The sequence below is a fragment of the Actinomyces respiraculi genome (genome assembly GCF_014595995.2).
Taxonomy (GTDB): domain Bacteria; phylum Actinomycetota; class Actinomycetes; order Actinomycetales; family Actinomycetaceae; genus Actinomyces; species Actinomyces respiraculi.
Map to the genome: position 1 here is coordinate 179,759 of NZ_CP063989.1, position 24,288 is coordinate 204,046.

Here is a 24,288-nt window from a genome sequence, read left to right on the forward strand (position 1 = left end):
GGCGGCGCTGAGTCGGGAGCGGTGCCGCGCCGCGCGGATCCGTGCGCCGTCGATCGGCATCAGATCGCCCGGATCTCGAAGTCGACATCGTCGTCCGGCTGGCCGGAGAGGGCCTCGTCCAGGACGACGTCCGTCAGAGAGGCCGGGGGCAGAATGATGCGCTCGGCCCACCGTGTCACCTTGCCGTCCTCCAGGTCTACGGGCAGGGAGAGTTCGCACCGGATGCTATGGGCGGCCTTGTCCCAGAAGTACAGAAGTATCCACGTCTGGCGCCCCCGGAGTACTGCGTCCTCGCCGAGGAACCTGCTGTCAAACAGGACCTGCTGTGTGGGTGAGAGGCTGAGAGCCTCGGCATTGTCACGGGTCTCGCGCTCAAGCACCCGTCCCTTGGCCCGGGCGTTCGACGGCTGCCGCCCGGTCCCGGTCGCCTCGTCGCCGCCAACGGCCGCGATGACGATCTGTCCGTGCGGCGAGAGTGACCGAGCGGCGCCCTCGTCGTCGAATGACTGCCAGCTGCGTTGATCCAGTGCCCTTCGGAGGGCCTCAACGATTTTGGCCCAACGCTGGTACCCGAAGGCTGTGACGGGGTCGAACGGCGAGTGCTGGGCGAGGGCCGCCTTGAAGCCCTCGACACAGATCGCGGGGAGGTCGATACCTGCGAGTCCGTGCGCGGCCAGCCGTGCTGCGACGTCGGACTCCTCGCGGTGAAGGCGCTGAGGCGCGGCGTGTGCGGCCATGGTTCTTCCTCTCGGACGAGTGTCGGTGATCGGAAGGTACCACGGGCGAGTGTCGAGAATCGGACGTTGTGCTGACCTCTCGTGTGCTGACGTGACGTGAGCGCCGCCGACGGCGTGCAGCAGGACAACGTGCCCGCCGCCGGTGGACAGCCCGCCGTCGGGCGACGTGCGTGCAGCAGGACAACCTATTGCTGGATGGACCACCTGTGTGCCTCAACCGGGCTGTCCGCTCAGTACACCGGAGCAGCACGTTGTCCGTGGCCACCTACGTTGTCCTGGGTGCGACACGCGGACACGCCAGGACACCATCATGTGATGCCCATCACTTATGCGACCCCAGGGTTGCCGCCTCCCCCTGCCGCGGAATACAGGCGAAAAGGACTGCCTGTTCCTGTGAGAGCATCTTGCTACACCACAACATCTTGTGGTCAACGGTCATTCTGACCACCGGATGATGTGTCACAACCGTGTACTTCGGTTGTAGTGTCGTGACCGACGACGCCGCCCCGGACCACCCCGAGCCGCTGCACAGGGCCCGCTCCGACGACCGCCGCACAACCACGATCCACCCCCGCACCGATGGAGAGACCCGTGACCGACGCGCACCTCGCAGCAGCCCACCCCGAGCTCGTAGCCCACGGCTCAGCCGACTCCGCCGTCGCCCACGGCTCGCGCCCCGTCGTCGACGCCGTCGCCACCATCACCGAGTACCTGGACCGCTCCGACTGGCGTGTCAACGCCAACGCCAACCAGGGCTACTCACTGGGCGGCATGATCCTCAACACCAGCGGCAAGGTCATCGCCAACTACTGGCTGAGCCAGATCTACTCCCAGGCCGCCGGCGACGCCCACCGCACTGGCGACATCCACATCCACGACCTCGACATGTTCGCCGGCTACTGCGCCGGCTGGTCCCTCAAGTCCCTTCTCCAGCAGGGCTTTAACGGCGTGCCCGGCAAGATCGCCTGCAACCCGCCGCGCCACTTCTCCAGCGCCGTCGGCCAGATCGTCAACTTCCTGGGCACCCTGCAGAACGAGTGGGCCGGCGCCCAGGCCTTCAGCTCCTTCGACACCTACATGGCGCCCTTCGTCCGCCTGGACGCCATGACCTACGAGGAGGTCCTGCAGTGCATGCAGGAGCTCATCTTCAACCTCAACGTCCCCTCGCGCTGGGGCACCCAGACGCCCTTCACCAACCTCACCTTCGACTGGACCTGCCCCGCCGACCTCGCCGATGAGCACCCCCTCATCGGTGACGAGCTGTGCGACTTCACCTACGGCGAGCTCGCCGAGGAGATGGCCATGATCAACCGCGCCTTCATGGAGGTCATGACCGAAGGTGACGCCGACGGGCGCGTCTTCACCTTCCCCATCCCCACCTACAACATCACCAAGGACTTCGACTGGGACTCGAGTAACGCGGACCTGCTGTTCGAGATGACCGCGAAGTACGGCCTGCCCTACTTCCAGAACTTCATCAACTCCGAGCTCGACCCGGGCATGATCCGCTCCATGTGCTGCCGTCTCCAGCTCGATCTGCGCGAGCTGCTCAAGCGGGGCAACGGTCTCTTCGGCTCCGCCGAGCAGACCGGAAGCGTCGGCGTCGTCACCATCAACATGGCGCGACTGGGCTACCTCCACGCCGGCGACGAGGCGGGCCTGGTCGCCGCCCTCGATCGCCTCATCGACATCGCCTCCGACACCCTCGAGCTCAAGCGTGTGGTCATCCAGCACCACATCGACGCGGGCCTGTTCCCCTTCACCAAGCGCTGGCTCGGCACCCTCGACAACCACTTCTCGACCATCGGCGTCAACGGCATGAACGAGATGGTCCGCAACTTCACGGCCGACGCCTACGACCTCACCGACCCGCGCGGGCACGACATGTGCGTGCGCCTGCTTGACCACGTGCGCGAGCGCATGGTTCAGGTCCAGGAGGCCACCGGCCATCTGTACAACCTGGAGGCCACGCCGGCGGAGGGCACCACCTACCGCTTCGCCAAGGAGGACCGCAAGCGTCTGCCCGGCATCCTCCAGGCCGGCACGGACTCCAACCCGTACTACACGAACTCCTCCCAGCTGCCCGTCGGTTACACGGACGACCCCTTCCTCGCCCAGGAGATGCAGGAGGAGCTGCAGACCAAGTACACGGGCGGCACCGTCCTGCACCTGTACATGAACGAGCGCATCTCCTCGGCCCAGGCGTGCAAGGAGCTCGTGCGGCGCTCGCTCACGGCCTTCCGCTCGCCGTACATCACCATCACGCCGACCTTCTCGATCTGCCCGACCCACGGCTACCTCGCCGGCGAGCACCAGACCTGCCCCACGTGCGCCGCGCTGCACCCCGGCTCCGAGCCCGTCGAGTGCGAGGTGTGGACGCGCGTCATGGGCTACTTCCGCCCGGTGCAGTCCTTCAACATCGGCAAGAAGGGCGAGTACGCCGAGCGCACGATGTTCACCGAGGGCGCTGCGACCGGGCACGGCCGGGCGACCTCCCGTCTGACGGCCGTGAGCGCCTGAGCGGTACGCCCCCGCCGTCGTCCCCACCGCCGGGGCCGACGACGGTGGGTCGGCCTCATCGCAGCATGACTCACGCCGCCGCTGTTCCGACGTCGAACGCCCGCCCCGCTGACTGCCTCGTCATCGCGGGGCTCGTTCCCATGTCCACCGTGGACTGGCCGGACCACCTCACCGCGACCATCTTCACGCAGGGCTGTCCCTGGAACTGCTTCTACTGTCACAATCGCGACCTCATCGACACCCGCACCCCCGGCGCCGTCGCCTGGCAGGAGGTCCGTGACCTGCTCGGCCGACGGCGGGGGCTGCTCGACGGCGTCGTCTTCACCGGCGGTGAGGCCCTGCGCCAGGACTGCCTGGCCGACGCCGCCCGCGAGGTCAAGGACATGGGCTTCCAGGTGGGTCTGCACACGGCCGGCATGTACCCGCGCCGCCTGCGGGACCTGGTGGAGGACGGGCTCGTCGACTGGGTGGGTCTTGACGTCAAGGCCCTGCCCGAGCACTACGCGCAGGTGGTTGGCAGGCCGAACGCCGCGCAGAAGGTGTGGGACTCGCTTGAGGTCCTGCTCGCCTCCGGCACGGATATGGAGGTGCGCACCACTGCCGTGCCCGGTGACGTCACCGCCGACGACGCCGTGGAGGTCGCCCGCCGGGTCCACGAGGCCGGGGCGCGCGTCTACGCGCTGCAGCAGGCGCGTGGGCGGGGCACGAGCGGCACCTTCCCAGTGGCGGCCCCCGGCTGGGACGCCCAGTGCGAGCGCATGGCCGCCGATATCGAGGCGATGGGCTGGGAGCGCTTCACCTACCGGCCCGCCTGAGCGGGGTGGATTGGGTCTGGACGTCTACACCGCCAGCATCATCTGGCCGAAGGTGAGGGCGCGGACGTCCTCGGGGCGCTGCCCTATCGATGCGGCCCACGACCCGGGTGACGCGCCCCTGGTGCGCAGCGCCTCCAGGCCGACCGACGACGTCACGCACGCCCGAAGCGTCTGCCGCGGCACCAGGAGCTCGACCGCGAAACGGTTCGCCTCGTGTTCCAGACGACGGTCCGTCACGTGCTCGCCGCTGCGCGTGTCGGAGTGCATGACGAGGTGCCCGAGCTCGTGCGCCAGGTCGAAGCGCGCGCTCCGCCGTTCGACCGTGCCAGGACCACGAAGGGGCGACCATCGGACCAGAAGCTGAAGGCGTCCACCTCCTCCTCCGGATCCGGCAGGCCCACGACGTGTACGCCGTGGGCCTCGGCGAGCTGGGTGAGGTTCGGCAGCGCGTCCCGTCCCCACGCGCCAGGCCCCCACGCGCCAGGCGCGGCGCAGCTCACCGGCTGCGGCTTCCGGGGAGTCGCCGTCCAGTACCGGGACGTCGATGGTCGGCAGGTGCAGCCGCTGCGTGACCTCCCCGTAGGAGTCCGCGCTCAGGAATGCCACCGACGTCGATCGCTTGAGCAACGGGGCGCCGGCCCGCCGTTGCGCACGGAAGAAGACGGCCTCCTGCGCGACGGGTTCCGCCGGCGCTCGCGGGAAGAAGGCCTCCGGCATCGCCGTCGCCGCCAGAGGGGAGGCCTTAGCGGCCGGGGCGCCCTCCCGCTCCCACGAGCTGACGGTACGTGTGGTGACTTGGCATGCCTGGGTCAGGCCCGCGACGCTGAGCCGTGCGCGGTGCCGTGCCGCGCGGACCCCGGGCCTATCATCGGCCCGCAGCATCCACGGCGCCGCCGCACGCGACTCCCCCTTCGCCCGGGCCGACGCCTACCTCCGTCAGGCCATCGCCGCCTGGCTCGCCGAACCCGATGGTGCCGAACCCGACGGCGCTGCCGACAGCCCCGGCCCCGACCGGGGCCGCACTCGGGCCGACCTCGAGCGCCGGGCCACCATCCTGCGTGGCGTCATCACCAAGGGCCTCGTCCTCGTCACCATCCGCCTCGACACCAAGGAAGACGCCCAGGCCATCGTCGAGACCCTCAACGCCCGCGGCACCCCGCTCACCGCGATGGGCCTCGTCAAGAACTTCCTCCTCCAGGGCCTCGACTCCCACGCCCGCAGCACCGAGGAGCTCTACGAGCGCTACTGGTCCCCCTTCGAGACCCCCTTCTGGGAGGAGGAGATCGGGGTGGGACGCACCATGCAGTTCCGCTCCGTCGCCTTCCTCAACTGGTGGCTCACCGCCCGCACCCGCACCGTCATCCCCGCCCGCGTCACCTTCGCCGTCTTCAAGCGCCACACCCTCGCCACTGATGGCGCGGAGACGGCGGTCCTGGAGGACATGGCCGTCGCGGCCGCCCGCTACGCCGAACTCCATGCCGCCTCCACCCGTCCCGCCGACGAGCTGACCGCCCTCGAGATGCTCAACTGTCGCAGGACGCCAACCGCTTCGTCGTCGACCAGATTCTGCGCACCGCCGCCGAGCAGCCCACCGCCATGGGGGACGCCATCGAGGAGCTCCTGGCCTCGCAGATCGCCACCGTCTCCTACTGGCCCGACGACGTCGAGCTGCGTACTGCGCTTGTCGACGAGCGCGTCTACACCACCCTCGTCCGCGCCCGCCTGCGCATGCTCCTCGAGGCCGTCGAAGACGAACAGCGCGGCTACCCCCACGGACACCGCCGCTCCGAGACCCCCGTCGTGCGGGGTGTCGGCACCGCCGAGCACCTCCTGCCGAAGCAATGGCGTCTGCGCTGGGATCCGGACGGCCGTATCGCCGCCGATGACGCCGCGGCCCGGCGCCGCGACCATCTCCTCCACACCCTCGGCAACCTCACGCTCATGACGCAGCGACTCAACTCCTCCCTGTCCAACAGCGCCTGGCCGGACAAACGCCGGGCCATCGATGACGCCACGCTCCTGCTCACCACCCGGGCCGTCACCACGGCCCACCCGGACGCCTGGACCGAGGAGGACATCCGCGGGCGCACCGGCTGCCTCATCGACGCCATCAGCCGGATCTGGCCCGTCCCGGCCGGTCACGTCCACCGCATCGTGCCGCCCGCCCGCCGGCTCCACCCTCGACGTCCTGCGCGCCCGGGTCCTCGCCGAGTCCGGAGCCCAGGGCCCTGGATCCTCAGGCAGTGATGTCCCGCTTCCGCAGGCTCACCGCATAGCCGGCCATGAGCAGCACCGCCGCGTAGGCGGCGAGCACTCCCAGTCCGCCCTGCCAGCTCAGCCCGGCCTGGACCATCTCGGAGGTGTTGGTCGACCCCGCCTCGACGGGCCAGACGGCGGACCAATTGGCCCCGCCGGGCAGGTACTGCCCGATTCTCTGCATCCTCTCGGACTCGTTGCAGATCGCGGTGACGGTCGGCTCGATGAGCATTGCGAAGACGAACACGATGACGACAGCCGCCACCTGGTTGCGCACCAGCATCCCGAGCCCGAAACCGATCAGGGCCCACAGCGCGAAGACGGCGATCGTTCGCAGGGACATGAGCCAGTAGGTCCCATCATCGAGCGCCGTCTCCTCCCCGATCGCCGTGAGGACCCCGGCGATGGCAGCAACGCCCCCGAGGACCACCACCGCGGCGACGATGAGAGCGACCACCAGGCCGGAGCCCGCCTGGTTGGTGTACATGCGCAGCCTCGAGGAGCCGTAGAAGACGAGCCGGGCCACCGTGTGGTGGCGGAACATCTGGGTCGCGACGAGCACGCCGATGAGGAAGGGCAGCAGGTACCCGGAGCGGCCCACGTAGGAGTACAGGTACCCCATGGCGACGTCGGTCGTCTGCCCGGCGCCGTAGCCGCGCGCCACATTGGCCGTGATGAGGGCGCACAGCCCCCAGAGGAACACCCCGATGAGGGCCGAGGTGAGAAGCACGGCGCGGTCGCGGACCACGCCTCCGAGCTGGGAGCGGAACTCGTTCATATTAGGAGACCTCCTGGTTGCGAAGACCGTGCGAGCGGATGAGGTGGTAGACGAGGTCGAGGTTCGGACGCCCCAGGTCGACGATGGACGCGCCATGGCCGAGCTCGGCCACCGCCTTCCTGGCTTGCGGGACCTGCTCGACCCTGACGGCCAGCTCGTCGGGGCCGGCCTGCAGCACGTCGACCCCGCGGGCGGCTAGGTGTTCGGCGAGCTCGAAGACATTCGTGGTGCTGCGCAGTCCGACGTAGCGCTCGGCCACGGCGGTGACGACGTCCTGGTACGGCCCTGCCCACTCGACGCGGCCCTCGAGGAGGAACACGGCGTCGTCGATGAGACCCTCGGCCTCGTTGAGCATGTGGGAGGACAGGAGCACGGCGCGTCCTTCGGCCACCATCCGGCGGATCACGCGCCGCAGCCACACGATCCCATCGGGGTCGAGCCCGTTGGTCGGCTCGTCGAGCAGGACGACCTCGGCGTCGACGAGCAGGACCTCGGCGATGCTCAGGCGTCGACGCATACCGAGGGAGTACTTGCCGATACGGCGTCGCGCCGCGGAGGCGATGCCGGCCTCCTCGAGGACCTCGTCGACTCGTGAGGCCGGGTGTCCGAAGCGCCGCGCGACGGTCCGCAGGTGCTCTCGACCGGTCAGGAAGGGGTTGTGCCCGAAGGAGTCCAGGAGGACGGACATCGGCTGGCGTCCAGCGCCGGACGGTCCGGCGACCCGGTGGATGCTCCCCGCATCCGGCCGTACGAGGCCGGCGAGGATCGCGAGGGTCGTCGTCTTGCCCGAGCCGTTGGGCCCGAAGAAGCCGAGGACCCTGCCGGCGTGCACGTCGATGCCGACGTCGGTGAGGCGGAAGGCCCCGTAGTTCTTCGACAGCCCGGTCGCGGTCAGGCGCGGGGCGTCGGCCTCGCCGGCCGTGACGGAACCGGCCACGACGGGCGCCTCCTTCCCCGATCCGGCGATGACTGCGGACGGTGTCATCTTCTCTTTCCTTTCGCTGGTATCAGTGGCCGGTCACGGCCGGGAACGAATGATCCGGCTCCCGGACCATCTGGGAGCGGACGAAGCCCGCGTAGTCGGGGCAGGTGACAAGGAGCTCCTCATGCGCTCCAAGGGCGGCCACGCGCCCGTCGACGAGGAAGAGGATGCGGTCGGCGTGCGCGATGGTGGACAGCCGGTGGGCGATGACCACCCGGGTGGCCTCGAGGGCGGCCAGGCTCGCGTACACCGTGGCCTCCGCCGGACCGTCGAGGTCCGACGTCGCCTCGTCGAAGATGATGAGGCCCGGACTCCCCGCGAGAGCGCGGGCGATGGCGAGCCGCTGCAACTGCCCGCCGGACAGGCCCTGGCCCGACTCCCCGAGCGGGGTGTCCAGGCCGAGGGGCATGCGGGACACCTCCTCGCCGAGGGCGGCGGTCTCGAGGGCGCGCACGACGTCCTCATCCGTGACCCAGCTGCGCCCGACCCGCACGTTGGCCCGGATGGAGCCGGCGAATCCGGTGGAGCCCTGGGTGACGATGCCCGACTGGCGTCGCAGGGAGCGAAGATCGACGTCGGACAGGGGCGTATCGCCCAGTCGGACTCGCCCCCGTGTCGGCTCCACGAGTCCCAGGCAGATCCGTGACAGCGTCGACTTGCCGGAGCCGGAGGGGCCCACGATGGCGAGGAACTCACCGGGCCGGATGGTCAGGCCGACCTCGGAGAGCACCTCCTGCCCATCCTTCGTGTACGAGTAGGACACCTCCTCCAGGACGAGCTCCCGGCCGAGATCGGCGGGGATCCCCTCGGGGTGGGTGTCCTCGACCTCCTCGTCGAGGAGATCGTGCAGGCGGTTGAGGTGCACCCTCACCGTCTGGATGACCTGCAGGTTCATGCCGATCTGCTGGATGGGGGTGAGGGCGGCTGCCGCGATGGCGTTGACGGCGAGCATCTGACCGAGGGAGAGGCGGTCAGCGAGGACCTCGTGGACTCCGACGAGGAGGAGGATGGCCGGCCCGGCGAAGCCGACGGTCGATAGGAACGCGGCGAGGTGGTTGTCCAGGCGCTGGCGCCGGGCGGAGAGGTTGAGCTGACGCTGGTAGGTGCCGCCCCAGCCGGCGAGCACCTGCTCCTCGGTGCCCAGGGCCTTGGTGGTCTCCATGCCGCCGAGCGCCTCCACCATGACGGACTGGGTCCGCGACATCTCGTTGACCTCCTGGTCCGCGAGCTCCTTCGCCCGGGGGCCGTAGAGGAGGATGGCGACCGCTTGGACGGCGGCCAGAACGCCGAGGACGAGCAGATGGGTGTGCGACCAGGTGAGGATGAGCGTCGAGTAGACGATGACGAAGACGAGGTCGACGAGCATCGGCAGGATCCGCCCCGACAGGGAGTCCCTCACATAGCTGATGGAGGAGAACCGGATGAGAACATCGCCCGCGGGCCGCGCCTGGAAGAACAGCAGCGGTAGGCGCATGAGGTGCCCGAGGAGGGAGGCCGTCATCTCCCCGTCGGCGAGCTTCTCGAACCACATGATGACCCCGCTGCGCAGTGCCGAGGAGGTGAAGTGGAGCAGGGAGAGGCCGGCGACCACCACCGCCATCACGGTGTAGGGCCGACTTCCGATCGTCATGCCGAGCGAGTCGACCAGGTAGGACGTCAGGGCGGCGGGCAGCATGGCGATGAACGCCGTCAGGATGGACAGCGCGAAGATGACGACGAGCTTGGGGCCGATGGACGGCACGAAGGACGCGACGAAGCCGAGCGCGCTCTGTCGGCGGGGGTGGCGGCGCTCGACGGCGGGAGTCGCCTCGAGTCGCAGCACGACGCCGCGGAAATGGGTGGACGCCTCCTGCATCGTCATCGTGGTACGGCCGATCGCCGGGTCGATGACCCTCAGACCGCCGCGCACGGTGCGCTCGATGACGACGAAGTGGGCGTCGTCCCAGGCGGCGACGAGGGGCAGGCCGAGGCCGTCGACGACGGAGCCGAGGCCGCCGCGGAAGGCCCGGGCGGTGTAGCCGTCCTCCTCGGCGAGACGCTTGAGGACGAGCAGGGAGGCCCCGTCCCGTCCGATGCCGGCCCGCGATCGCAGTTCGTGCAGCGGTACGCAATGGCCATCGCGGGCCATTACCATCGCCAGGCTGGCCAGGCCGCACTCTGTCGTGGTGGCCTGGAGCACGACGGGCAGGGACCGGCGCCGCGCCGACGCCCCCAGGGGACGGCTCGGCCGGGAGGGCCTCGTGGGCGCACTCATCGGAGGATCCTGCCCACGAGCGCGGCCAGTGCCGGCCGTGCGGGCGCTCGGACGACGACGACGTCATGACGACCGGCATCGACCGGCCCGTCGGTGGCCAGGACGATGCGCTGGGCGGAGACGGCCTCAACGGTGGCCCCTGCGCCGTCGGGCGAGGCGCCCTGGAGCACGAGGCCGACCGCATCGCCCGGTTCGAGGTCCACCCCTCCGCTGCCCGCGGAGACGACGACGCGACCGGGAACGGCCTCGGCGACCTCCAGCCGGTACTCGGGCTCAAGGGGCAGGGCCGCCAGGCCGAGAGCGATGAGAAGGGACAGGGCGAAGGCGATCACCTCGTACACGCGGGGACGCGCATCCTCGGTGCGCAGCAGAGTCCTCGTGGCCATCAGCGGACGTCCAGGCTCATGAGGTCCAGGCGCGGGGCGGGACGGGCGGAGAAGGCGAGCCCCCAGGCCATCCCGGACACGCCCATCATGAGGTCGGGCACGGCGACGCCGTCACGGGCCCCCGAGCGCCAGAGCCCTCCCCGCCGCAGCAGGTGCTCCCAGTAGGGCGCGGTGCGGGCCAGGGCCTCGTCGCGGTCGGCGAGGACCTCGAGCATGGCCTCCAGGCACAGGATGTTGCCGACGATGCCGTGGCACAGGGAGTCGTTGCCGATGTCCCGGGCGCCCGTCAGCAGGGCGTCCAGGGTCTCCTGCGTGGCGGCGGCCGCGAGTCGCAGTTCTCGGTGCAGCCCCGGGGAGGCGAGTCCGGGGTGGGTGGCGAGCATGAGCGCGCGCCCGTAGCCCGCTCCGGGTGCACCGTGGCACCAGGCGCGCATGACGCCGTCGCCGGCCGCCTCGGGCCTCAGGTCGGGCCAGTCGCCGTCGGCGGTGATCCGGGGCGCCTCCCACTCCAGCGCCTGCGCCGCCGCTTCGAGGAGGGACTCGTCGTGGAGGAGGACTGCGGCGACGGTGAAGGCGAAGGCGATACCGGTCGCGCCGTGGGAGAAGCCGAGGAGGCTGGTGCCGTCGTCGGCCTGCGGCCAGGACGGTCCGTGGTCGTCGCGCACGGCCGCTTCGAGTAGGTGGTCGGCGAGGATGCGCACGGTCCGGGCGACCTCCTCGTGGCCAACGACGTCCTCGGTCGCGGCGGCGGCGAGGATCCCACCGGCGTTGCCGGAGATGATGTCGTGGAAGCGGTCGGCGACGCCCATCTGCCCCAGCATCCGCACGGTGCTCCCGCACGCCTCGCGCAGGGAGGGGTCGGGGCTGCGCCGGTGCGCCTCCGCGGTCAGCAGTGCGATTCCGGACACCTGCCCGTAGGCCCCGGTGGACAGGTCCCGGACGTTCTTGTGCACGGCCTCCTCGTCGTTGGACACGAGCCCGGCGAAGCGCGGGGCGGCGGCCAGGGCCGCCGCGGCGAGATCGGCGGCGCGCGCCGATCCGGTCAGCTCGGCGACGGCGAGGGCCGCCAGTCCCACACCGGTCGAACCGGAGTACAGGTCGATGCCCCCGGGGGTGATGATCCACTGGAAGGGCGCCGGGGCGGAGAGGGTGAGAGTGCCGAGTCCGTCGTCCCCGATGACGAGGCCCTCGAGCCGATCGATGAGAGCGGCGGCGGCCTCCAGCTTGTCGTCGGACAGGCCGCCCCCGCTCGGCCATGGGGGCAGCGCAGGGTCGTTGCGCGGGGACGAGGCGGGCAGGCAGCCGAAGGAGAGGCGGATGACGTGCTCCTGGAGCCGGAGGTCCTCCCGCCCCAGGGAGCCCAGGAAGATCTCTAGGCTCCGGGCCGGGGGGCGCATCCGTCCCACGAGCGTCGTATCGTTCGACGCCCTCAGCGCACCGGTGGTCAGGTCCAGGGAGAAGACCGGGATGTCGCCGACGAGCATGTCGGCGGTCTCCGCGGCGATGAGGGCGTTGCGATGGGGGCGCCCGATGAAGTGCGCGAGCAGCTTTCCCAGGACGAGGTGCCGATCGAGCGCGTCCCGCATGAAATCCGGGTGGTAGGACTCGGCGAGGATCTTGCCGTAGACCATCGTGGGCCTGGCGATGTAGCGCGAGCTCGCCGCATCAGCGTGGGACACGCGGTCCAGGAGGGCGTCGGCGCTCGAGCGCACCGCCTCGTAAGCGGCGCGGAAGCCCCGCAGGAAGGGCGCCTGCTGGCCGTGAAGCAGTTCTCGCCCCGTGGAGGTTGCTTCCGAGTCGAAGACGGCCTGCTTGTACTCGATGCGCATGTCGGAGGTGCCCATGCCGACGAGGTGAGGCATGCGCACCCCGCCGGCGCGACCGGGCGTGTAGCCGATGACGGAGATATCCGCCGCCCCGCCCTTGGCCTGCGCCCCGGGGACGAGCAGGGGGTGGGGGAGGATACCCACGCCGAGGCAGGAGGAGTTGAGGGCGGTTGCGCCGACGTTCCTGGTCGTGCCGTCCTCGGCCCGGTAGTCCTGGCTTGTGTGCAGGACCGACTCGAGATCGATCGGGACGGGGCCGTGCGCGGACAGGACCACGTTCTCGTGATGGAAGTCGTTCGAGCGCAGGCAGTGGAGGAGAGCGGTGAGAGCGCCGAGCCCCTCGGCGATGGCAGGGGCGGTCTCGACCGTCACCTCGGCCGTATCGACGAACTCCTGCCAGAAGTAGCCCTCGCCCGGCACAAGGGCGGCGGTGCGGATCCGGGACGGCGCCTCCCATGTGACGAGGTCCCGCAGCTCATCGAAGAGCGTCTCCATCGCCGGCTCGTGCGGCTTGTGGACGAAGCGGCCCACATCGGTGGTGATGATGGCGACGGCCTGACCGCGCCGGTGGGAGTCCCCTGCGTCGAAGGTCGCGGTGAGCCGTGCGGGGCGCCGTCCCCCCAGGAGCTCCTCGACGATCCGCCCAAGGTCCCGCTCCAGGCGGGCGGCGAACTCGAGACGGTTCTCCACCCACATCTCGAGTCGTCCCACCACTGCGCGCAGGAGGAGCGGGTAGTCGACGAGGATACGGGTCCTCGTGGGGTCCTCGTTCAGGAGGGCGACGTAGGCGCTGTAGGCATCATCGTCCGGGACCTCCTGCAGGAGGCCGTCCGCGTGGTGGCGCTGGTCATGCATGTCCTGGACGAGACAGGGGGTGATGATCGACGACAGGCTTGCACTGGGGAGGGAGTTCACGAGGGACTCGGCGAAAAGGGTGCTCAGGAGCAGCGGCTCGGTGACCGCCTCCCGCAGCCGGTCCAGGAGCTCGGCGACGGCGCCCTCGACGAAGGGGGCCACGAGGTTGTAGAGCTCATGGTCGGGGTCGTTCCCCGCGGGCCGGGCCGCCCAGGTGCGGTACCAGCCCTCGGCCCTCGCCAACCACTCGGGGCGGGCGAGCCCGGCGCGGGTGCGCAGGGACTCGTCCGGCTCGCCGAGGAGCTCGGCGAGCACGCGGTCGTCCAGGCCGAGGGGGGCGAGGACCTCATCGGGGCTCAGAGAGGTGCGCTGGAAGACCGCGAGATCCCGCCAGCGCGCGCTTCGCTCGGCGGCCCGGAGCTCGTCGACGTCGGCAGGGCCACCGGGCAGGGCGAGGCGCTCGGGGATCGTGAGGGTCCGCCACCAGGGGATCGTCTCGAAGGTGATCATGGGCTGCTCCTGTCTGCGCGTGGTTGGCTTCGCCGTGGGACTGCCGCAGGGCCGCGCAGGGGACCGGCGCGCGATCACCGACGCGGCCCGGATGGGCCTACTGGCACGTGCCCTGAGAGCAGATGGCGCCGCACTTGGTGAGGCTGGAGTACCAGGGGAGGCACCAGCAGCATCCGAAGGTGTAGACCCAGCCCGAGCCGGCGGCACCGGCGACGGACTGGAGCTCGAGGTCGGTCAGCTCGGTCAGGTCGACCTCGCTGACGGGGGACGGGGTTCGGGTCGTGGTGGTCATGAGCTCGTCTCCTTTCTCTCAGCAGCAGCCGCGGGTGCCCATGCGGCACGAGCCCCACAGGACCGTGTCGCTGAAGCAGGTCGTCAGGGTGGTGACGACGGCCGTCGCACAGGGAAGGCTGGTGCCGCCGTCGACGGTGGACATCTCCTGATCGTCGAGCTCGACCATGTCGACGGGGGGTGGTGTGGGGGACATGACTTCTCCTTTGAGATCGGTGTCGTGCCGTCGGTCGTGCGACCGGCGGCACGACCACGATCAGCCCGGCTCACCGATCGGCAGTACGCTCATCCGTCGGCTCCCGCCTCCACGAAGGCACTGCCGTCGATGACCTCAAGGACTAGGAGCGGCTGGATGTGAGCGCCTGGAACAGGACCACGAGACCGGATACGAGCGCGATGATGTCACCGACCCCGAGAAGGAGTGGGCTGCCGAGTACCGTGAGCCCGAACATGAAGATCGCGACGCCGACGAGCATTGAGATGAACCACGGATTCCTCTTGGTCTCCACGATGAGTACCTCTTGGTGCAGTCCGGACGGGTGTCGTCCGTGACCTCCCCATAGTGCGGCCGACGTCAGACGGCCAGTACGGACGAAGGACGAGGGGCGGCCGTACGAAAGCACAGCCGCCCCTCGTTCTCGAGGAGGAGATCAGCGGGAGCAGGCGAAGACAATCCAGGGCGCGATCCGGCACAGGAAGCTGTCGAGGGGTTGGGGGCGCGTCGGTGGCGAGGCGGGCGCCGAGCTCGTCGTGGGGTCGGGAGCATGGGCGGCCGACGTGGCGGAGTCGGCGGGAAGGGCGGCGGTGGGGGCCGCGAGGGACAGGGCGAGGAGGCAGGAGAGCAGGGCGGTACGGGGTTTCATCATGGGCGGGCTCCTTCAGGATGCGGGGCGGCTGTGCAGCCGATGCGATCCTCCGTCGTCGCATGAGCCCGGAGAAGAGCGGAACGTACGGCTTCCGGCGGCATCCTTATCGACCTTCGTCGGTGCGACGGGCCGTCCGAGGTCAAAGTCCTGCAAGGACTGTCGGATGGGTGGGGGCGGCTCCGCTCAGCGCCCCGGCGACACCAGTCCGTGCTCGAAGGCGGTGACGACGATGTGGAGGCGGGAGGAGCAGCCCATCCGCATCATGATTGATGAGACGTAGGCCTTGACCGTCGACTCCGAGAGGCAGAGCTGGTGGGCGATCTCCCTGTTGGGCGCCGCCCGGCACAGGAGGCGCAGGACCTCCTCCTCCCGTTCCGACAGGCCGAAGTCGCGAGGCTCAGGACGACGCGCGTGCTGCGTGACCGCCTCGCGGACGATCCCCGCGTTGACCGACGGCGAGACGGGCACCCCGCCTGCCAGGACCGCACGGATCGCGGCCCGGATCTCCTCCGAGGAAGCGCTCTTGAGAAGGTACCCGCGGCCCCCCTGCGACAGGACCCGGTAGACGATCTGCTCGTCGTCGAAGGAGGTCATCAGCAGGACGGGAACCTCCGGGTACTCGGCGGTCATCCGCGCCAGAGCCGTGGGACCGTCCATGACCGGCATGCGCACGTCCATGAGGACCAGGTCGACGCGGTGCGAGGCAAGGTAGTTCAGAGCCTCGGCGCCGTTGGACAGGCGGGCGACGACCTCGATCTCCTCCGCGCTGTCGAGGTACATCGTCAGGCCGTCCCGGATGATCGGCTCATCGTCGACGATGATGATCCGGGCGGGGTTGTCAGCGGTCATGGGTGCGCCTCCAGGGGCTCGGCGGGCATGAGCAGGGGCATGGCGAGGTGGAGGACCCAGGCGTCCGCGCTCCGGTTGCTCGTCAGGGTCGCGCCGACGGCATCCGCCCGGTCGCTCAGGGAGCGCAGGCCGGCGCGCGCGGAGTTGGCGGCGCGGGGCGCCGCGGGCACGCCGTTGACGACGACGAGCTCGACGACGCCGTTCTCGACGCCGAGCATGATCCGTACGGGAATGCCCGGGTCGGCGTGCCTGCGCACATTCGTCAGGGCCGCCGCGATGACACGACCGAGGAGCTCGTTCAGAGCGGGGGCGAGCCCCCTGGGGACGCAGCCCTCGACGACGACCTCGAATCCCTCCGCCCGGAGCAGGGCCGACTCCGTCTGAAGCCGCTCGGAGGGCGATGCGCCGCGCCAGACGCCGTTGTGCTCCGTGACCGGGGCCGGGTCGTCCGCGTCGGCGCGAGCGCCCAGGACCGCGAGCATGGAGCGCAGATTGGCGGCAATGACCCGGCACTGGCCGCTGATGGTCGTCATCGCCTCGGCGAGGGCCGGATCATCGGAGTGGGCGAGCCGGGTCCTCTCCGCCTGGATGGCGATCCCGGCGACGAGCCGAGTGACCGAGTCGTGGAGCTCGGCGGCGACGATCCTGCGATCCTGCGCCCGAGCCCTCTGGAGCGCGGTGAGGATGTACTGACTATGGCTGAGAGCGCGGTTGCCCAGCAGACCGACGATGAAGGTCAGGGCGACGAGCATGCTCCACAGGAGGAGGTTGGCGATGACGTCGGTGACCGAAGCCGCCTCGGCGGTGGCGAACAGGCCGGTGGTGACCGCGTCGGTCACCGCGAGGAGCACGGCCGGACGCATCTGTCCCCGGAAGGCGAGCACGCCGATGGGAAGCGGAAGGACGAAGATCGTGAGACTCACCTGCACCGGTTGTGTGCGAGCGAGTCCGACGAGCACGACCACGAGGAGGATCGCGACCCCAACGGTCTTCGGGTAGGGGCCCGACAGGCAGCCCAGCGCGGTGAGGACCGCCATCGCCATTAGGGAGAGCGGGCCGACGGAGTCCCCCGCCGAGGCCGCCACGGACACGCACATAAGGCTCAGGGAGACGAGGCATGTGAGCAGCGTTGTCGCACGCACTCGACTCCCGGCCAGCGTCACGAATTCAGGGCTGCTGAGAGACATGGTGTCCCGTTCAGGAGAGGATCTTCCACCGGGGAGTGAAAGGGACCGACGGACAGGCAACCGGTCCTGGCGATTATATCCGATGGGTCCTCGCTGTTGAGGGATGAGAAGTGAGACAGGGCCGGCGGCGCCGCCCGCCCGACCCTTGCACGTCGCGCATGGCCGAGCCCTGAGCTTTCAAGCCGAGAGCTGTCCCCTGGGAGCAGGTGTCGGCTTGAAAGCTCAGGGCTCGGTGGACCTGCCTCAGGCGTCGGAGCGCAACAGGCGCAGGCCCCCGGTGGCCAGCGCCGCCATCACCCATGCCAGCACGACGACGCCATCGCGCCAGGCCCCCTCGCGCACCCAGTCCTGGGCCGCCACACCGGGCAGCCACGTCGCCCAGGATCCCAGCGCCCGGGCAGTCGCCGGTGCGACGACGACGAGCAGCAGGAGCGTCGCGGCTGTGGCGAGCACGTGCCTGAGGACCGCACCCGTTCCGACGGCGAGCAGCGCCACCGCCACGAGCCAGGCCCCGGTGCGCGCCGCCGCCTCCACCGAGGCCCGGGCCGGGTGCTGGTCGAGCACGGCCAGAGCCGTGGCCGCGAGCGCCACGGCCACCGGCAGCACCGCAGCGGTGAGAACCACCAGCCGTCCAGACCAGACGCCGCCACGTCCGGGCGCGACGAGCAGCGTCGTGCGGCCCAGCGCACTTGTGTGCTCCTTGGTGGCCATGAGCAGGCCCATGGCGAGGAAACCTGTCTGGACCAGCCCCGCCCAGATCCACAACCCCGAGGCGACGGCCTGACCTGGAAGCGAGCTCGCGGCAGGCGCGTCCTGGCGCAGGGCGATGAGCATGAGGACGGAGGCGGCCACCGTGAGCGCCAGCGCCCAGCGCAGCGCCGGCAGGCAGACCGCCTTGAGTGCCTCCGCCCTCAGCGCGCTCACAGCCCGGCTCCCGGGGAGGTCAGCGCGAAGAAGGCCTCCTCCAGGTCGCTGTGGCCCTGGGCCACCTCGGCCAGCGTGCCGCTGGCGCGCACCCTGCCTTGGGAGATGATGGTGATGTCGTCGGCCACCTCGGCCAGCTCGGAGAGCACGTGGCTGGAGACCAGGACGGTGCCGCCCGCACGGGCCCGCTCGCGCATGAGGGTGCGAATCCAGCGGATACCGGCGGGGTCCAGGCCATTGACGGGCTCGTCGAGGATGAGGATCTGCGGGTCTCCCAGCAGGGCTGCGGCCAGGCCCAGTCGCTGGCCCATGCCCAGAGAGTAGGTGCGCACGCGGCGCTCTGCCGCTCCGGCCAGGTCCACGAGCTCGAGGACCTCGTCCACCCGGCGTTGGGCAATGCCCGATCCGGCGGCCACCCAGCGCAGGTGGGCGCGTCCCGTGGAGGAGGGGTGGGCGCCGGCTCCGTCGAGCACCGCTCCGACCGTGCGCAGGGGGTGGCGCAGCTCGCGGTAGGGGCGCCCGCCCAGCAGGGCGGTGCCGCCGTCGATCCGGTCCAGGCCGAGCAGGCAGCGCAGGGTGGAGGACTTGCCCGCCCCGTTGGGCCCCACGAAGCCGGTGACCCTGCCGGGGCGGGCCACCAGGCTCAGGTCGTGGAGCACTGTGCGCGAGCCGTGCCGCTTGGTGAGGTTCTCGATGGTGATCATCCTCAGGCGTCCTTTCGTGTCCAGGGAATGAGGGTGAGTGCGAGCCCGGCCAGCGCCCAGGCGGCCAGCGCGGCCCACGCCTTGCCGGCCGGTAGCGCGTGGCCGCTGTAGCCGGTGAGGATCAGGCTGTGGGCGGCGGCGTCGGGCAGCCAGGCGGCCAGGTCCGTCGCCTTGGACAGCAGGAAGCTGGGGGAGACCAGCGCGGTGGTGGTCACGCACCAGGTCAGGGGTACGAGCGCCCCGCGGGTGAGGCTGGCCAGGCCCATCGCTCCGAGCGCGTTGACGGCCCACCAGGCGTAGAGCCCGCTCACACGCCCCCAGGGCACAGGCCACAAGGTCGGCGACCACCCGCCCAGCGCCCGTGTGGTGATGGTGAAGGTGAGCGCGCATGTCAGGGCGGCCAGCGCCGCCGTTGTGGCCAGCACGAGGAGCACCTTGGCGGCCACGGTGACCCAGCGCCTGGGCTCGACGAGGAGGGTGGTGCTCACCTGGCGCGCCGAGCCGAGCGTCTGAGTGTTGGCGGTGTGCTCCGCGGCCATGCACACGGTGGCGAGGACGATGATGCCCACTGCCCCGAAGATCGCCTCCATGACCCCCATGTCGGGCTGTAGCTCGTGCAGGTGGGAGCCGGGGTCGGCGGCGAGCTCGTCCGCCATGCCCCGGGTGTTGAGCAGGACGAGGGCTGTTGGCAGGGCGATGGTCAGAGCCGCCCCCACCCAGGCTCCGGGCAGCGCGGCGAGCTTGAGCGTCTCGGCGTGCAGGGCCCGCAGCAGGGCGGGGCGGTTCGGTTGGTCGGGGCGGAGGCTGCGGCGCTGCGTGCGGCCGGGTCCGCCAGGACCGGCGCCGCCTGGGCGTGGAACGGTGTTGCTCATGGGACCAGGCTGTGGCCGGGGCCCGACCGGCGCATCGGCGCCTGGGACGAACGACCGGCGCGGACCTCGGACCCAGGACCCTCGGACTCCGGTCCGATGAGGACACCGCCTGCCTGTCCCTACACTGCGGGGCATGCCCGTTGCCCTTCGCTCCCGCCTGCGTCGGACGGCCGCCGTCCTCGGCCTCGCCGCTCTCCTCATGGTCGGAGTCGCCCCGGGGCCAGAGCAGGCGGCCTGGGTCCAGGCTCTTGCGTGGGCTGTCCTCGTGCTCCTCATCGGTGGGCTGCTGTGGCTGCGACGGCGCGACCGGGCCGCCTACGAGGTGGCCCTGACCGAGCAGGCGGCCCGTGCGGCCGTGGTGGAGGACCGGCTGGCCATCGCCCGGGATCTGCACGACCTCGTCTCCGGCAGCCTCGGGGCGATCACCGTGCGCGTCGCCGTCGCCCAACGACTGGAGGCCGACGCCGAGGGCCTGCGCACCGCCCTGGCCGAGGTCGAGCAGGTCTCGCGGGCCGCGACGGCGGACCTGCGATCCATGCTGGCCGTCCTGCGCGGCCAGGGTCCCGCCCCGGTCCCTGGCACGCCCCGCCTGGCCGAGGCCGTCGAGCAGGCCGCTCAAGGGGCCCGGGCCCTCGGCCTTGAGGTCCGCACGCGCGTCGATCCAGGTGCCGCCGTCCCCGCCGTCAGGGAGCTGGCCCTGGCCGTGGTGCGCGAGGGGCTGGCCAACGTCGCCCGGCACGCCGGGCCCGTCGCGGTCGATGTCTCAGTGCTGTCCGACGGCGAGGCGCTGAGCGTCGAGGTCATTGACACGGGCCCCGCCCCCGGCTGGGAGGCGCGGCCCGGCACCGGCACCGGCTTGGCCGCCCTGGCGGAGCGGGCCGGGCGAGCCGGGGCGAGGCTGAGCGCCGGGCCGCAGGCGGGCAGTGCCGTCGGGGCCGGGGACGGCCCCGCTACCGGGGCAGGTCCCGGGTTCCGGCTCAGTGCCCGGATCCCCCTGGACGCGGGGGCCGAGCGGTGACGGTGCGGGTGCTCGTGGCCGAGGACCAGGCGCTGCTGCGGGCCTCGTTGACCGCCCTGCTCGACGCCGAGCCGGATATCCAGGTCGTCGCCCAGGCCGCCGACGGTGCCGAGGCCGTGCGGCTGGCGACGAGCCTCGTCCCCGACGTCGTCCTCACCGACATCCGCATGCCGGTGACCGACGGGATCGAGGCGACTCGGCTCATCCGGGCCGCTCTGCCGGGCACGCGCGTGCTCGTCCTGACGATGTTCGAGGTCGACGAGTACGTCCTGGGGGCTCTGCGCGCCGGGGCCTCCGGTTTCCTGCTCAAGGACGCCGAGCCCCAGGCCGTGGTGGACGCTGTGCGCACCGTCCATGCCGGTCAGACGCTGCTCAGCCCCCGGGCCCTCGCCCGGCTCATCGACCCGGTGCCCGCCGGGGGCGGTGGGATCGAGGGGCTGACACCGCGTCAGACCGAGGTGCTGCGGCTCATCGCCCGCGGCCGCTCCAACGCCGAGATCGAGGCCGAGCTGGGCATCACCCGGGCGACGTGCCGCACCCACATCACCGCGCTGTTGGCGCGCCTGGGGGCTCGCGACCGCGCCCAGCTCGTCATCGCCGCCTACGAGGCCGGCCTGGTCTGAGGCGGGGACACCGGGGGAGGGGCATGCGCCACCTGGGCGGCCGATCCGCCCAGGTGCGCCGCGCAGGGCTGGTGGGGCACCGTCTCGGCCGGGGGATGTGTGGTGATGGGTGCGCCGCGCCGCGCAGGGGTGGTGGCCTTCCGAGCATTGATGGGGTGCCCGAGGACGTCGGCGACTGGCACGGCGGTGTCCCGGTGCCCGAGGACCTGGCCCGGGCAGGTCCGGTCGCACTCAACGTGGCCGACGGCGGCCCGCCACCTCCGCTGGGAGGTGGCGGGCCGCCGGGCGTCAACGTGGGCCGCGGGCCCCCGACCGTCAGCGCCACGTGCGGCGGGCGGCCACTGTCACCAGCAGGCCCCAGCACAGCACCCCGGAGAGCACGGCACCCTGCAGGACCGGGCTGATACCGGCCCAGTCCAGCCCGCCGGAGCCCTCCAGCGCCGTCGAGCCCAGGGACTGGGCCTGGGTCACCAGCGAGTACGGCCACAGCTGTGTCAGCGCCTGGGCCCTCGCGCTCAGCCCGATCCCCAGGACCGTGCCCACCAGCCCGAGCGCCACCGGCGCACCGAAGGACGGCAGGACCATCGCCAGCAGGGACTGCAGGGCCACGAGCGGCAGCGCCGCGACGACCGTCAGCGCCCCGGACGCGACCACCACCGTCGGCATGGCCCCCTCCAGCCCCAGCACCAGCGTGCCCGAGACCCAGGTGAGGACCACGAGCACGATCTGCATCACCAGGACCGGGACCATCATGACGAGCGTCTTGGCGACGACCACCTGCACCACGGAGGCCGGGCTGGTGCGCATGGCGTTCCAGGAGGTCCCCCGGTGCTCGGGGCGCCACACGGCGGCGCAGACGAGCGCCACCCCGATTGAGAGGAACAGGAGCCCGTAGAACAGCGTCACCTGGCTCGCGTAGGAGCTCCATCCCTGGGACAGGACCTCCTCGTTGCCGGCGTAGTTGACGCTGCCGGTGACCACTGCGAGCACCGGCAGCAGGAGCGTGAAGACCCACACGAGGGAGCGGCGCAGCTTGATCGCCTCGACCGCCATGAGGTCGAGCAGACCGGCCCGGCGGGGTGTGCGGTGAAGGGACGTGGACGTGCTCATGTCTTACCTCTCGATCCGGTCGAGCCGTGCGGTGGCGACGGCGAAGATGGCGGCCGCCAGGAGGAGGAACCCGATGACCCACGGCCAGCTGGGGTCCTGGTAGATCACCTGGTAGGTGCCGTCGCTGAGGTCCCCGCTGGTCGCCGTCGGGGTGATGGCCGCCCAGTAGCCCCAGGGGACGACATGCGCCAGCCACGGCGGCATGAGCAGGGCGAACAGGGAGATGAAGGAGCCGAGGAATCCCACTCCGACGCAGATGATCTGGTTGTCCACCAGTGCTGCCAGCAGCAGGTACAGCCCGCAGGCGACGACGTCGAGGACGAACAGGCTCACCGCGTAGGTCAGCCACGGTGCGAGGTCCAGCGCCCACGTGGCACCGAGCATCTGCCCGGCCAGCACGGGGACCGCCACCTGCAGCCCGACGACGGGCGCCAGCACCCCGGCCAGGGCGGTGAGCTTGGCCCGGCACAGGCGTCCGGGCGTCAGCCCCATCGTCGCCGACAGGTTCCAGCCCCCACCGGTGTGCTCGACGTCGACGAGCCGGCTTGCCAGGACCGACACGAGCAGCGGGGAGACGAGCGCCGCCGTCATCGACACGAGCAGCAGCTGGCTTGGCCAGGGGTCTGTCACCGTGTTGAGGAGGTTGTCGCGCGCGGAGGCCGAGAGGGGCAGGGACAGCGCCAGGCTCACGCCCAGCAGGGCCAGGGACAGCGGCCACAGCCGCAGGCGGCGCATCTTGGCCACCTCCAGGCGCACGGCCGTCGTCCAGGGCAGTCGGGTGCCGACGGCGAGGGCCCCAGCACCAGCCCCAGCACCAACGGCCCCGACGGCGCCCGGGGACGCGGACAGGGAGGGCGACGTCGTCATCACAGCACCCCCGTCCCACCGGTGAGGGACATGAACACGTCCTCCAGGCTCTGCGGCTCGCGCCGGACCTCGTGCACCGCCACTCCGGCGGCCACGAGCCGACGCACGAGCTCGGCAGCGCCGTCGGCGGGCAGCCCCGGCACCACAAGACCGTCACTGCTGCGCCTGGCCTCACCGGGGGCCGCGACCAGCCCGGCCAGCAGCCGCCCGACCTCCTCGCCGGACAGGGTGTCGACGTCGGGCGTCACCACGCGCAGGTCCGCCAGCGAGCGCTCCATGAGCGCCGCGCGCGTGCCCTGGAAGACCAGGCGCCCGGAGGCCAGCACCCCCAGGACCGAGGCCATCCGGTCGATCTCGTCCAGCAGGTGGCTCGAGACCATGACCGTGACCCCCTCACCGGCCAGGGACACGAGCAGGTGACGCACCTCCTCGATGCCGGCCGGGTCGAGGCCGTTGGTCGGCTCGTCCAGGACCAGCAGCTCGGGCTCACGGGCCAGCGCCATGGCGATGCCCAGGCGCTGCTTCATGCCCAGCGAGTAGGTGCGCACCTGCCGGTCCTGGTGCTCGCTCAGGCGCACCAGGGCCAGGGCCCGGTCCACCTGCGCCTGGGACAGCGACAGCATCCGGGCCACGATCCGCATGTTCTCCGCCCCGGTGAGGTGGCCGTAGCCGGGCGGATGCTCGATCATCGAGCCCGTGCGCGCCATAAGGGCGGGGCGCGTGACGCGGGTGAGCGGCTGCCCCAGGAGCGCGACGTCGCCACGGGTGGGGGCCAGCAGGCCCAGGACCATCTTCATCGTCGTGGACTTGCCCGAGCCGTTGGGTCCCAGGAAGCCGTAGACGGTACCGTGCGGGACCGCCAGATCCAGGTCGCTGACGACGGTGCGCGCGTCGGCACCCTTCCCGAAGGTCTTGGTCAGGCCGTGGGTGACGACGGCGAGGTTGCCGTGTGCGGGCCGCACGGGGCTGTGGAGTCCGGTCTGGGATCGTGGTGTCAACGTGTGCTGTGCCATGGCCTTAAGACTTCTTTCCGCGGGGTCGGCAGTCGTCAGGCCCCG

The 24,288-nt window shown here is 71.0% G+C and carries 25 protein-coding genes; 5 read left to right on the plus strand and 20 right to left on the minus strand.

Translation table 11 applies throughout. The features are described 5' to 3' along the window. Positions 1 to 59: 59 nt before the first annotated feature. Positions 60 to 737 (minus strand): hypothetical protein, encoded by a 678-nt coding sequence (locus ID810_RS00740; RefSeq protein ID WP_166856983.1) that lies wholly within the window; start codon positions 735 to 737, stop codon positions 60 to 62. 579 nt (positions 738 to 1,316) lie between these two features. On the opposite strand from ID810_RS00740, the gene ID810_RS00745 reads away from it, so the two are divergent. Beyond that, entirely contained in the window at positions 1,317 to 3,257 is a 1,941-nt protein-coding gene (locus ID810_RS00745; protein WP_166856985.1) for a ribonucleoside triphosphate reductase, read from the plus strand. Positions 3,258 to 3,322: 65 nt separating this feature from the next. Continuing rightward, the gene (locus ID810_RS00750; protein ID WP_166856986.1) at positions 3,323 to 4,072 is read left to right on the plus strand and encodes an anaerobic ribonucleoside-triphosphate reductase activating protein; all 750 of its coding nucleotides are present in this window, start codon (positions 3,323 to 3,325) and stop codon (positions 4,070 to 4,072) included. Between the two features lie 24 nt (positions 4,073 to 4,096). Here the strand turns inward: ID810_RS00750 and ID810_RS12615 are convergent, their stop codons facing one another. After that, a complete protein-coding gene (locus ID810_RS12615; RefSeq protein WP_342355777.1) occupies positions 4,097 to 4,954 on the minus strand; it encodes an ImmA/IrrE family metallo-endopeptidase in 858 nt (285 codons plus the stop codon). Then, a complete protein-coding gene (locus tag ID810_RS00760; RefSeq protein WP_166856991.1) occupies positions 4,938 to 5,549 on the minus strand; it encodes a hypothetical protein in 612 nt (203 codons plus the stop codon). Before ID810_RS00760 ends, ID810_RS12615 begins: the two co-directional genes overlap by 17 nt. 119 nt (positions 5,550 to 5,668) lie before the next feature. On the opposite strand from ID810_RS00760, the gene ID810_RS00765 reads away from it, so the two are divergent. After that, positions 5,669 to 6,319: an HNH endonuclease family protein gene (locus ID810_RS00765; RefSeq protein ID WP_166856993.1), complete on the plus strand. Its 651-nt coding sequence runs from the start codon at positions 5,669 to 5,671 to the stop codon at positions 6,317 to 6,319. Here the strand turns inward: ID810_RS00765 and ID810_RS00770 are convergent. From ID810_RS00770 to ID810_RS00835, 14 genes are all read right to left on the minus strand, one after another. Beyond that, positions 6,309 to 7,106 (minus strand): hypothetical protein, encoded by a 798-nt coding sequence (locus ID810_RS00770; protein WP_166856995.1) that lies wholly within the window; start codon positions 7,104 to 7,106, stop codon positions 6,309 to 6,311. The genes ID810_RS00765 and ID810_RS00770 overlap by 11 nt on opposite strands. A 1-nt stretch (position 7,107) precedes the next feature. Then, positions 7,108 to 8,091, minus strand: coding sequence for an ABC transporter ATP-binding protein (locus tag ID810_RS00775; RefSeq protein ID WP_166856997.1), 984 nt, complete (start codon positions 8,089 to 8,091; stop codon positions 7,108 to 7,110). 22 nt (positions 8,092 to 8,113) lie between these two features. Continuing rightward, positions 8,114 to 10,342 (minus strand): peptidase domain-containing ABC transporter, encoded by a 2,229-nt coding sequence (locus ID810_RS00780; protein WP_166856999.1) that lies wholly within the window; start codon positions 10,340 to 10,342, stop codon positions 8,114 to 8,116. Continuing rightward, a complete protein-coding gene (locus ID810_RS00785) occupies positions 10,339 to 10,728 on the minus strand; it encodes a hypothetical protein (RefSeq protein WP_166857001.1) in 390 nt (129 codons plus the stop codon). The genes ID810_RS00780 and ID810_RS00785 overlap by 4 nt, the downstream gene beginning before the upstream one ends. Beyond that, positions 10,728 to 13,919 carry a type 2 lanthipeptide synthetase LanM gene (gene lanM / locus ID810_RS00790; RefSeq protein ID WP_166857003.1) on the minus strand — a complete coding sequence of 1,064 codons (3,192 nt, stop codon included), beginning with the start codon at positions 13,917 to 13,919 and terminating at the stop codon, positions 10,728 to 10,730. The genes ID810_RS00785 and lanM overlap by 1 nt, the downstream gene beginning before the upstream one ends. Positions 13,920 to 14,016: 97 nt before the next feature. Continuing rightward, positions 14,017 to 14,211 (minus strand): mersacidin/lichenicidin family type 2 lantibiotic, encoded by a 195-nt coding sequence (locus tag ID810_RS00795; protein WP_166857005.1) that lies wholly within the window; start codon positions 14,209 to 14,211, stop codon positions 14,017 to 14,019. 18 nt (positions 14,212 to 14,229) lie between these two features. Beyond that, positions 14,230 to 14,406 carry a chromosome condensation protein CrcB gene (locus tag ID810_RS00800; protein WP_166857007.1) on the minus strand — a complete coding sequence of 59 codons (177 nt, stop codon included), beginning with the start codon at positions 14,404 to 14,406 and terminating at the stop codon, positions 14,230 to 14,232. Between the two features lie 142 nt (positions 14,407 to 14,548). Continuing rightward, entirely contained in the window at positions 14,549 to 14,719 is a 171-nt protein-coding gene (locus ID810_RS00805; RefSeq protein WP_166857009.1) for a hypothetical protein, read from the minus strand. Positions 14,720 to 14,860: 141 nt separating this feature from the next. After that, positions 14,861 to 15,076 carry a hypothetical protein gene (locus ID810_RS00810; protein ID WP_166857011.1) on the minus strand — a complete coding sequence of 72 codons (216 nt, stop codon included), beginning with the start codon at positions 15,074 to 15,076 and terminating at the stop codon, positions 14,861 to 14,863. 183 nt (positions 15,077 to 15,259) lie between these two features. Then, on the minus strand, positions 15,260 to 15,925 hold the full coding sequence (locus ID810_RS00815) for a response regulator transcription factor (RefSeq protein WP_166857013.1): 666 nt from the start codon (positions 15,923 to 15,925) through the stop codon (positions 15,260 to 15,262). Further along, a complete protein-coding gene (locus ID810_RS00820) occupies positions 15,922 to 17,067 on the minus strand; it encodes a sensor histidine kinase (RefSeq protein WP_166857015.1) in 1,146 nt (381 codons plus the stop codon). The genes ID810_RS00815 and ID810_RS00820 overlap by 4 nt, the downstream gene beginning before the upstream one ends. Before the next feature lie 288 nt (positions 17,068 to 17,355). Further along, on the minus strand, positions 17,356 to 18,036 hold the full coding sequence (locus ID810_RS00825) for a cupin (protein WP_166857017.1): 681 nt from the start codon (positions 18,034 to 18,036) through the stop codon (positions 17,356 to 17,358). Then, positions 18,033 to 18,740: an ABC transporter ATP-binding protein gene (locus tag ID810_RS00830; protein WP_166857020.1), complete on the minus strand. Its 708-nt coding sequence runs from the start codon at positions 18,738 to 18,740 to the stop codon at positions 18,033 to 18,035. The genes ID810_RS00825 and ID810_RS00830 overlap by 4 nt, the downstream gene beginning before the upstream one ends. 2 nt (positions 18,741 to 18,742) lie before the next feature. Beyond that, positions 18,743 to 19,612: a hypothetical protein gene (locus ID810_RS00835; RefSeq protein ID WP_166857021.1), complete on the minus strand. Its 870-nt coding sequence runs from the start codon at positions 19,610 to 19,612 to the stop codon at positions 18,743 to 18,745. A 133-nt stretch (positions 19,613 to 19,745) separates the two neighbouring features. Between ID810_RS00835 and ID810_RS00840 the strand changes: the two genes are divergently transcribed. Together ID810_RS00840 and ID810_RS00845 are read left to right on the plus strand one after the other, a co-directional pair. Beyond that, a complete protein-coding gene (locus ID810_RS00840; protein WP_166857023.1) occupies positions 19,746 to 20,630 on the plus strand; it encodes a sensor histidine kinase in 885 nt (294 codons plus the stop codon). Next, positions 20,627 to 21,253, plus strand: a complete 627-nt coding sequence (locus tag ID810_RS00845) for a response regulator (protein WP_166857025.1) — start codon at positions 20,627 to 20,629, stop codon at positions 21,251 to 21,253. Before ID810_RS00840 ends, ID810_RS00845 begins: the two co-directional genes overlap by 4 nt. A 315-nt stretch (positions 21,254 to 21,568) precedes the next feature. Here ID810_RS00845 and ID810_RS00850 read toward each other — a convergent pair whose 3' ends face one another. From ID810_RS00850 to ID810_RS00860, 3 genes are read right to left on the minus strand one after another with little or no spacing between them, the layout of a single operon-like run. Then, entirely contained in the window at positions 21,569 to 22,363 is a 795-nt protein-coding gene (locus ID810_RS00850; RefSeq protein ID WP_166857027.1) for an ABC transporter permease, read from the minus strand. Positions 22,364 to 22,366: 3 nt separating this feature from the next. After that, positions 22,367 to 23,230 carry an ABC transporter permease gene (locus ID810_RS00855; RefSeq protein ID WP_166857029.1) on the minus strand — a complete coding sequence of 288 codons (864 nt, stop codon included), beginning with the start codon at positions 23,228 to 23,230 and terminating at the stop codon, positions 22,367 to 22,369. Continuing rightward, a complete protein-coding gene (locus ID810_RS00860; protein ID WP_166857031.1) occupies positions 23,230 to 24,243 on the minus strand; it encodes an ABC transporter ATP-binding protein in 1,014 nt (337 codons plus the stop codon). The genes ID810_RS00855 and ID810_RS00860 overlap by 1 nt, the downstream gene beginning before the upstream one ends. Positions 24,244 to 24,288: the final 45 nt, after the last annotated feature.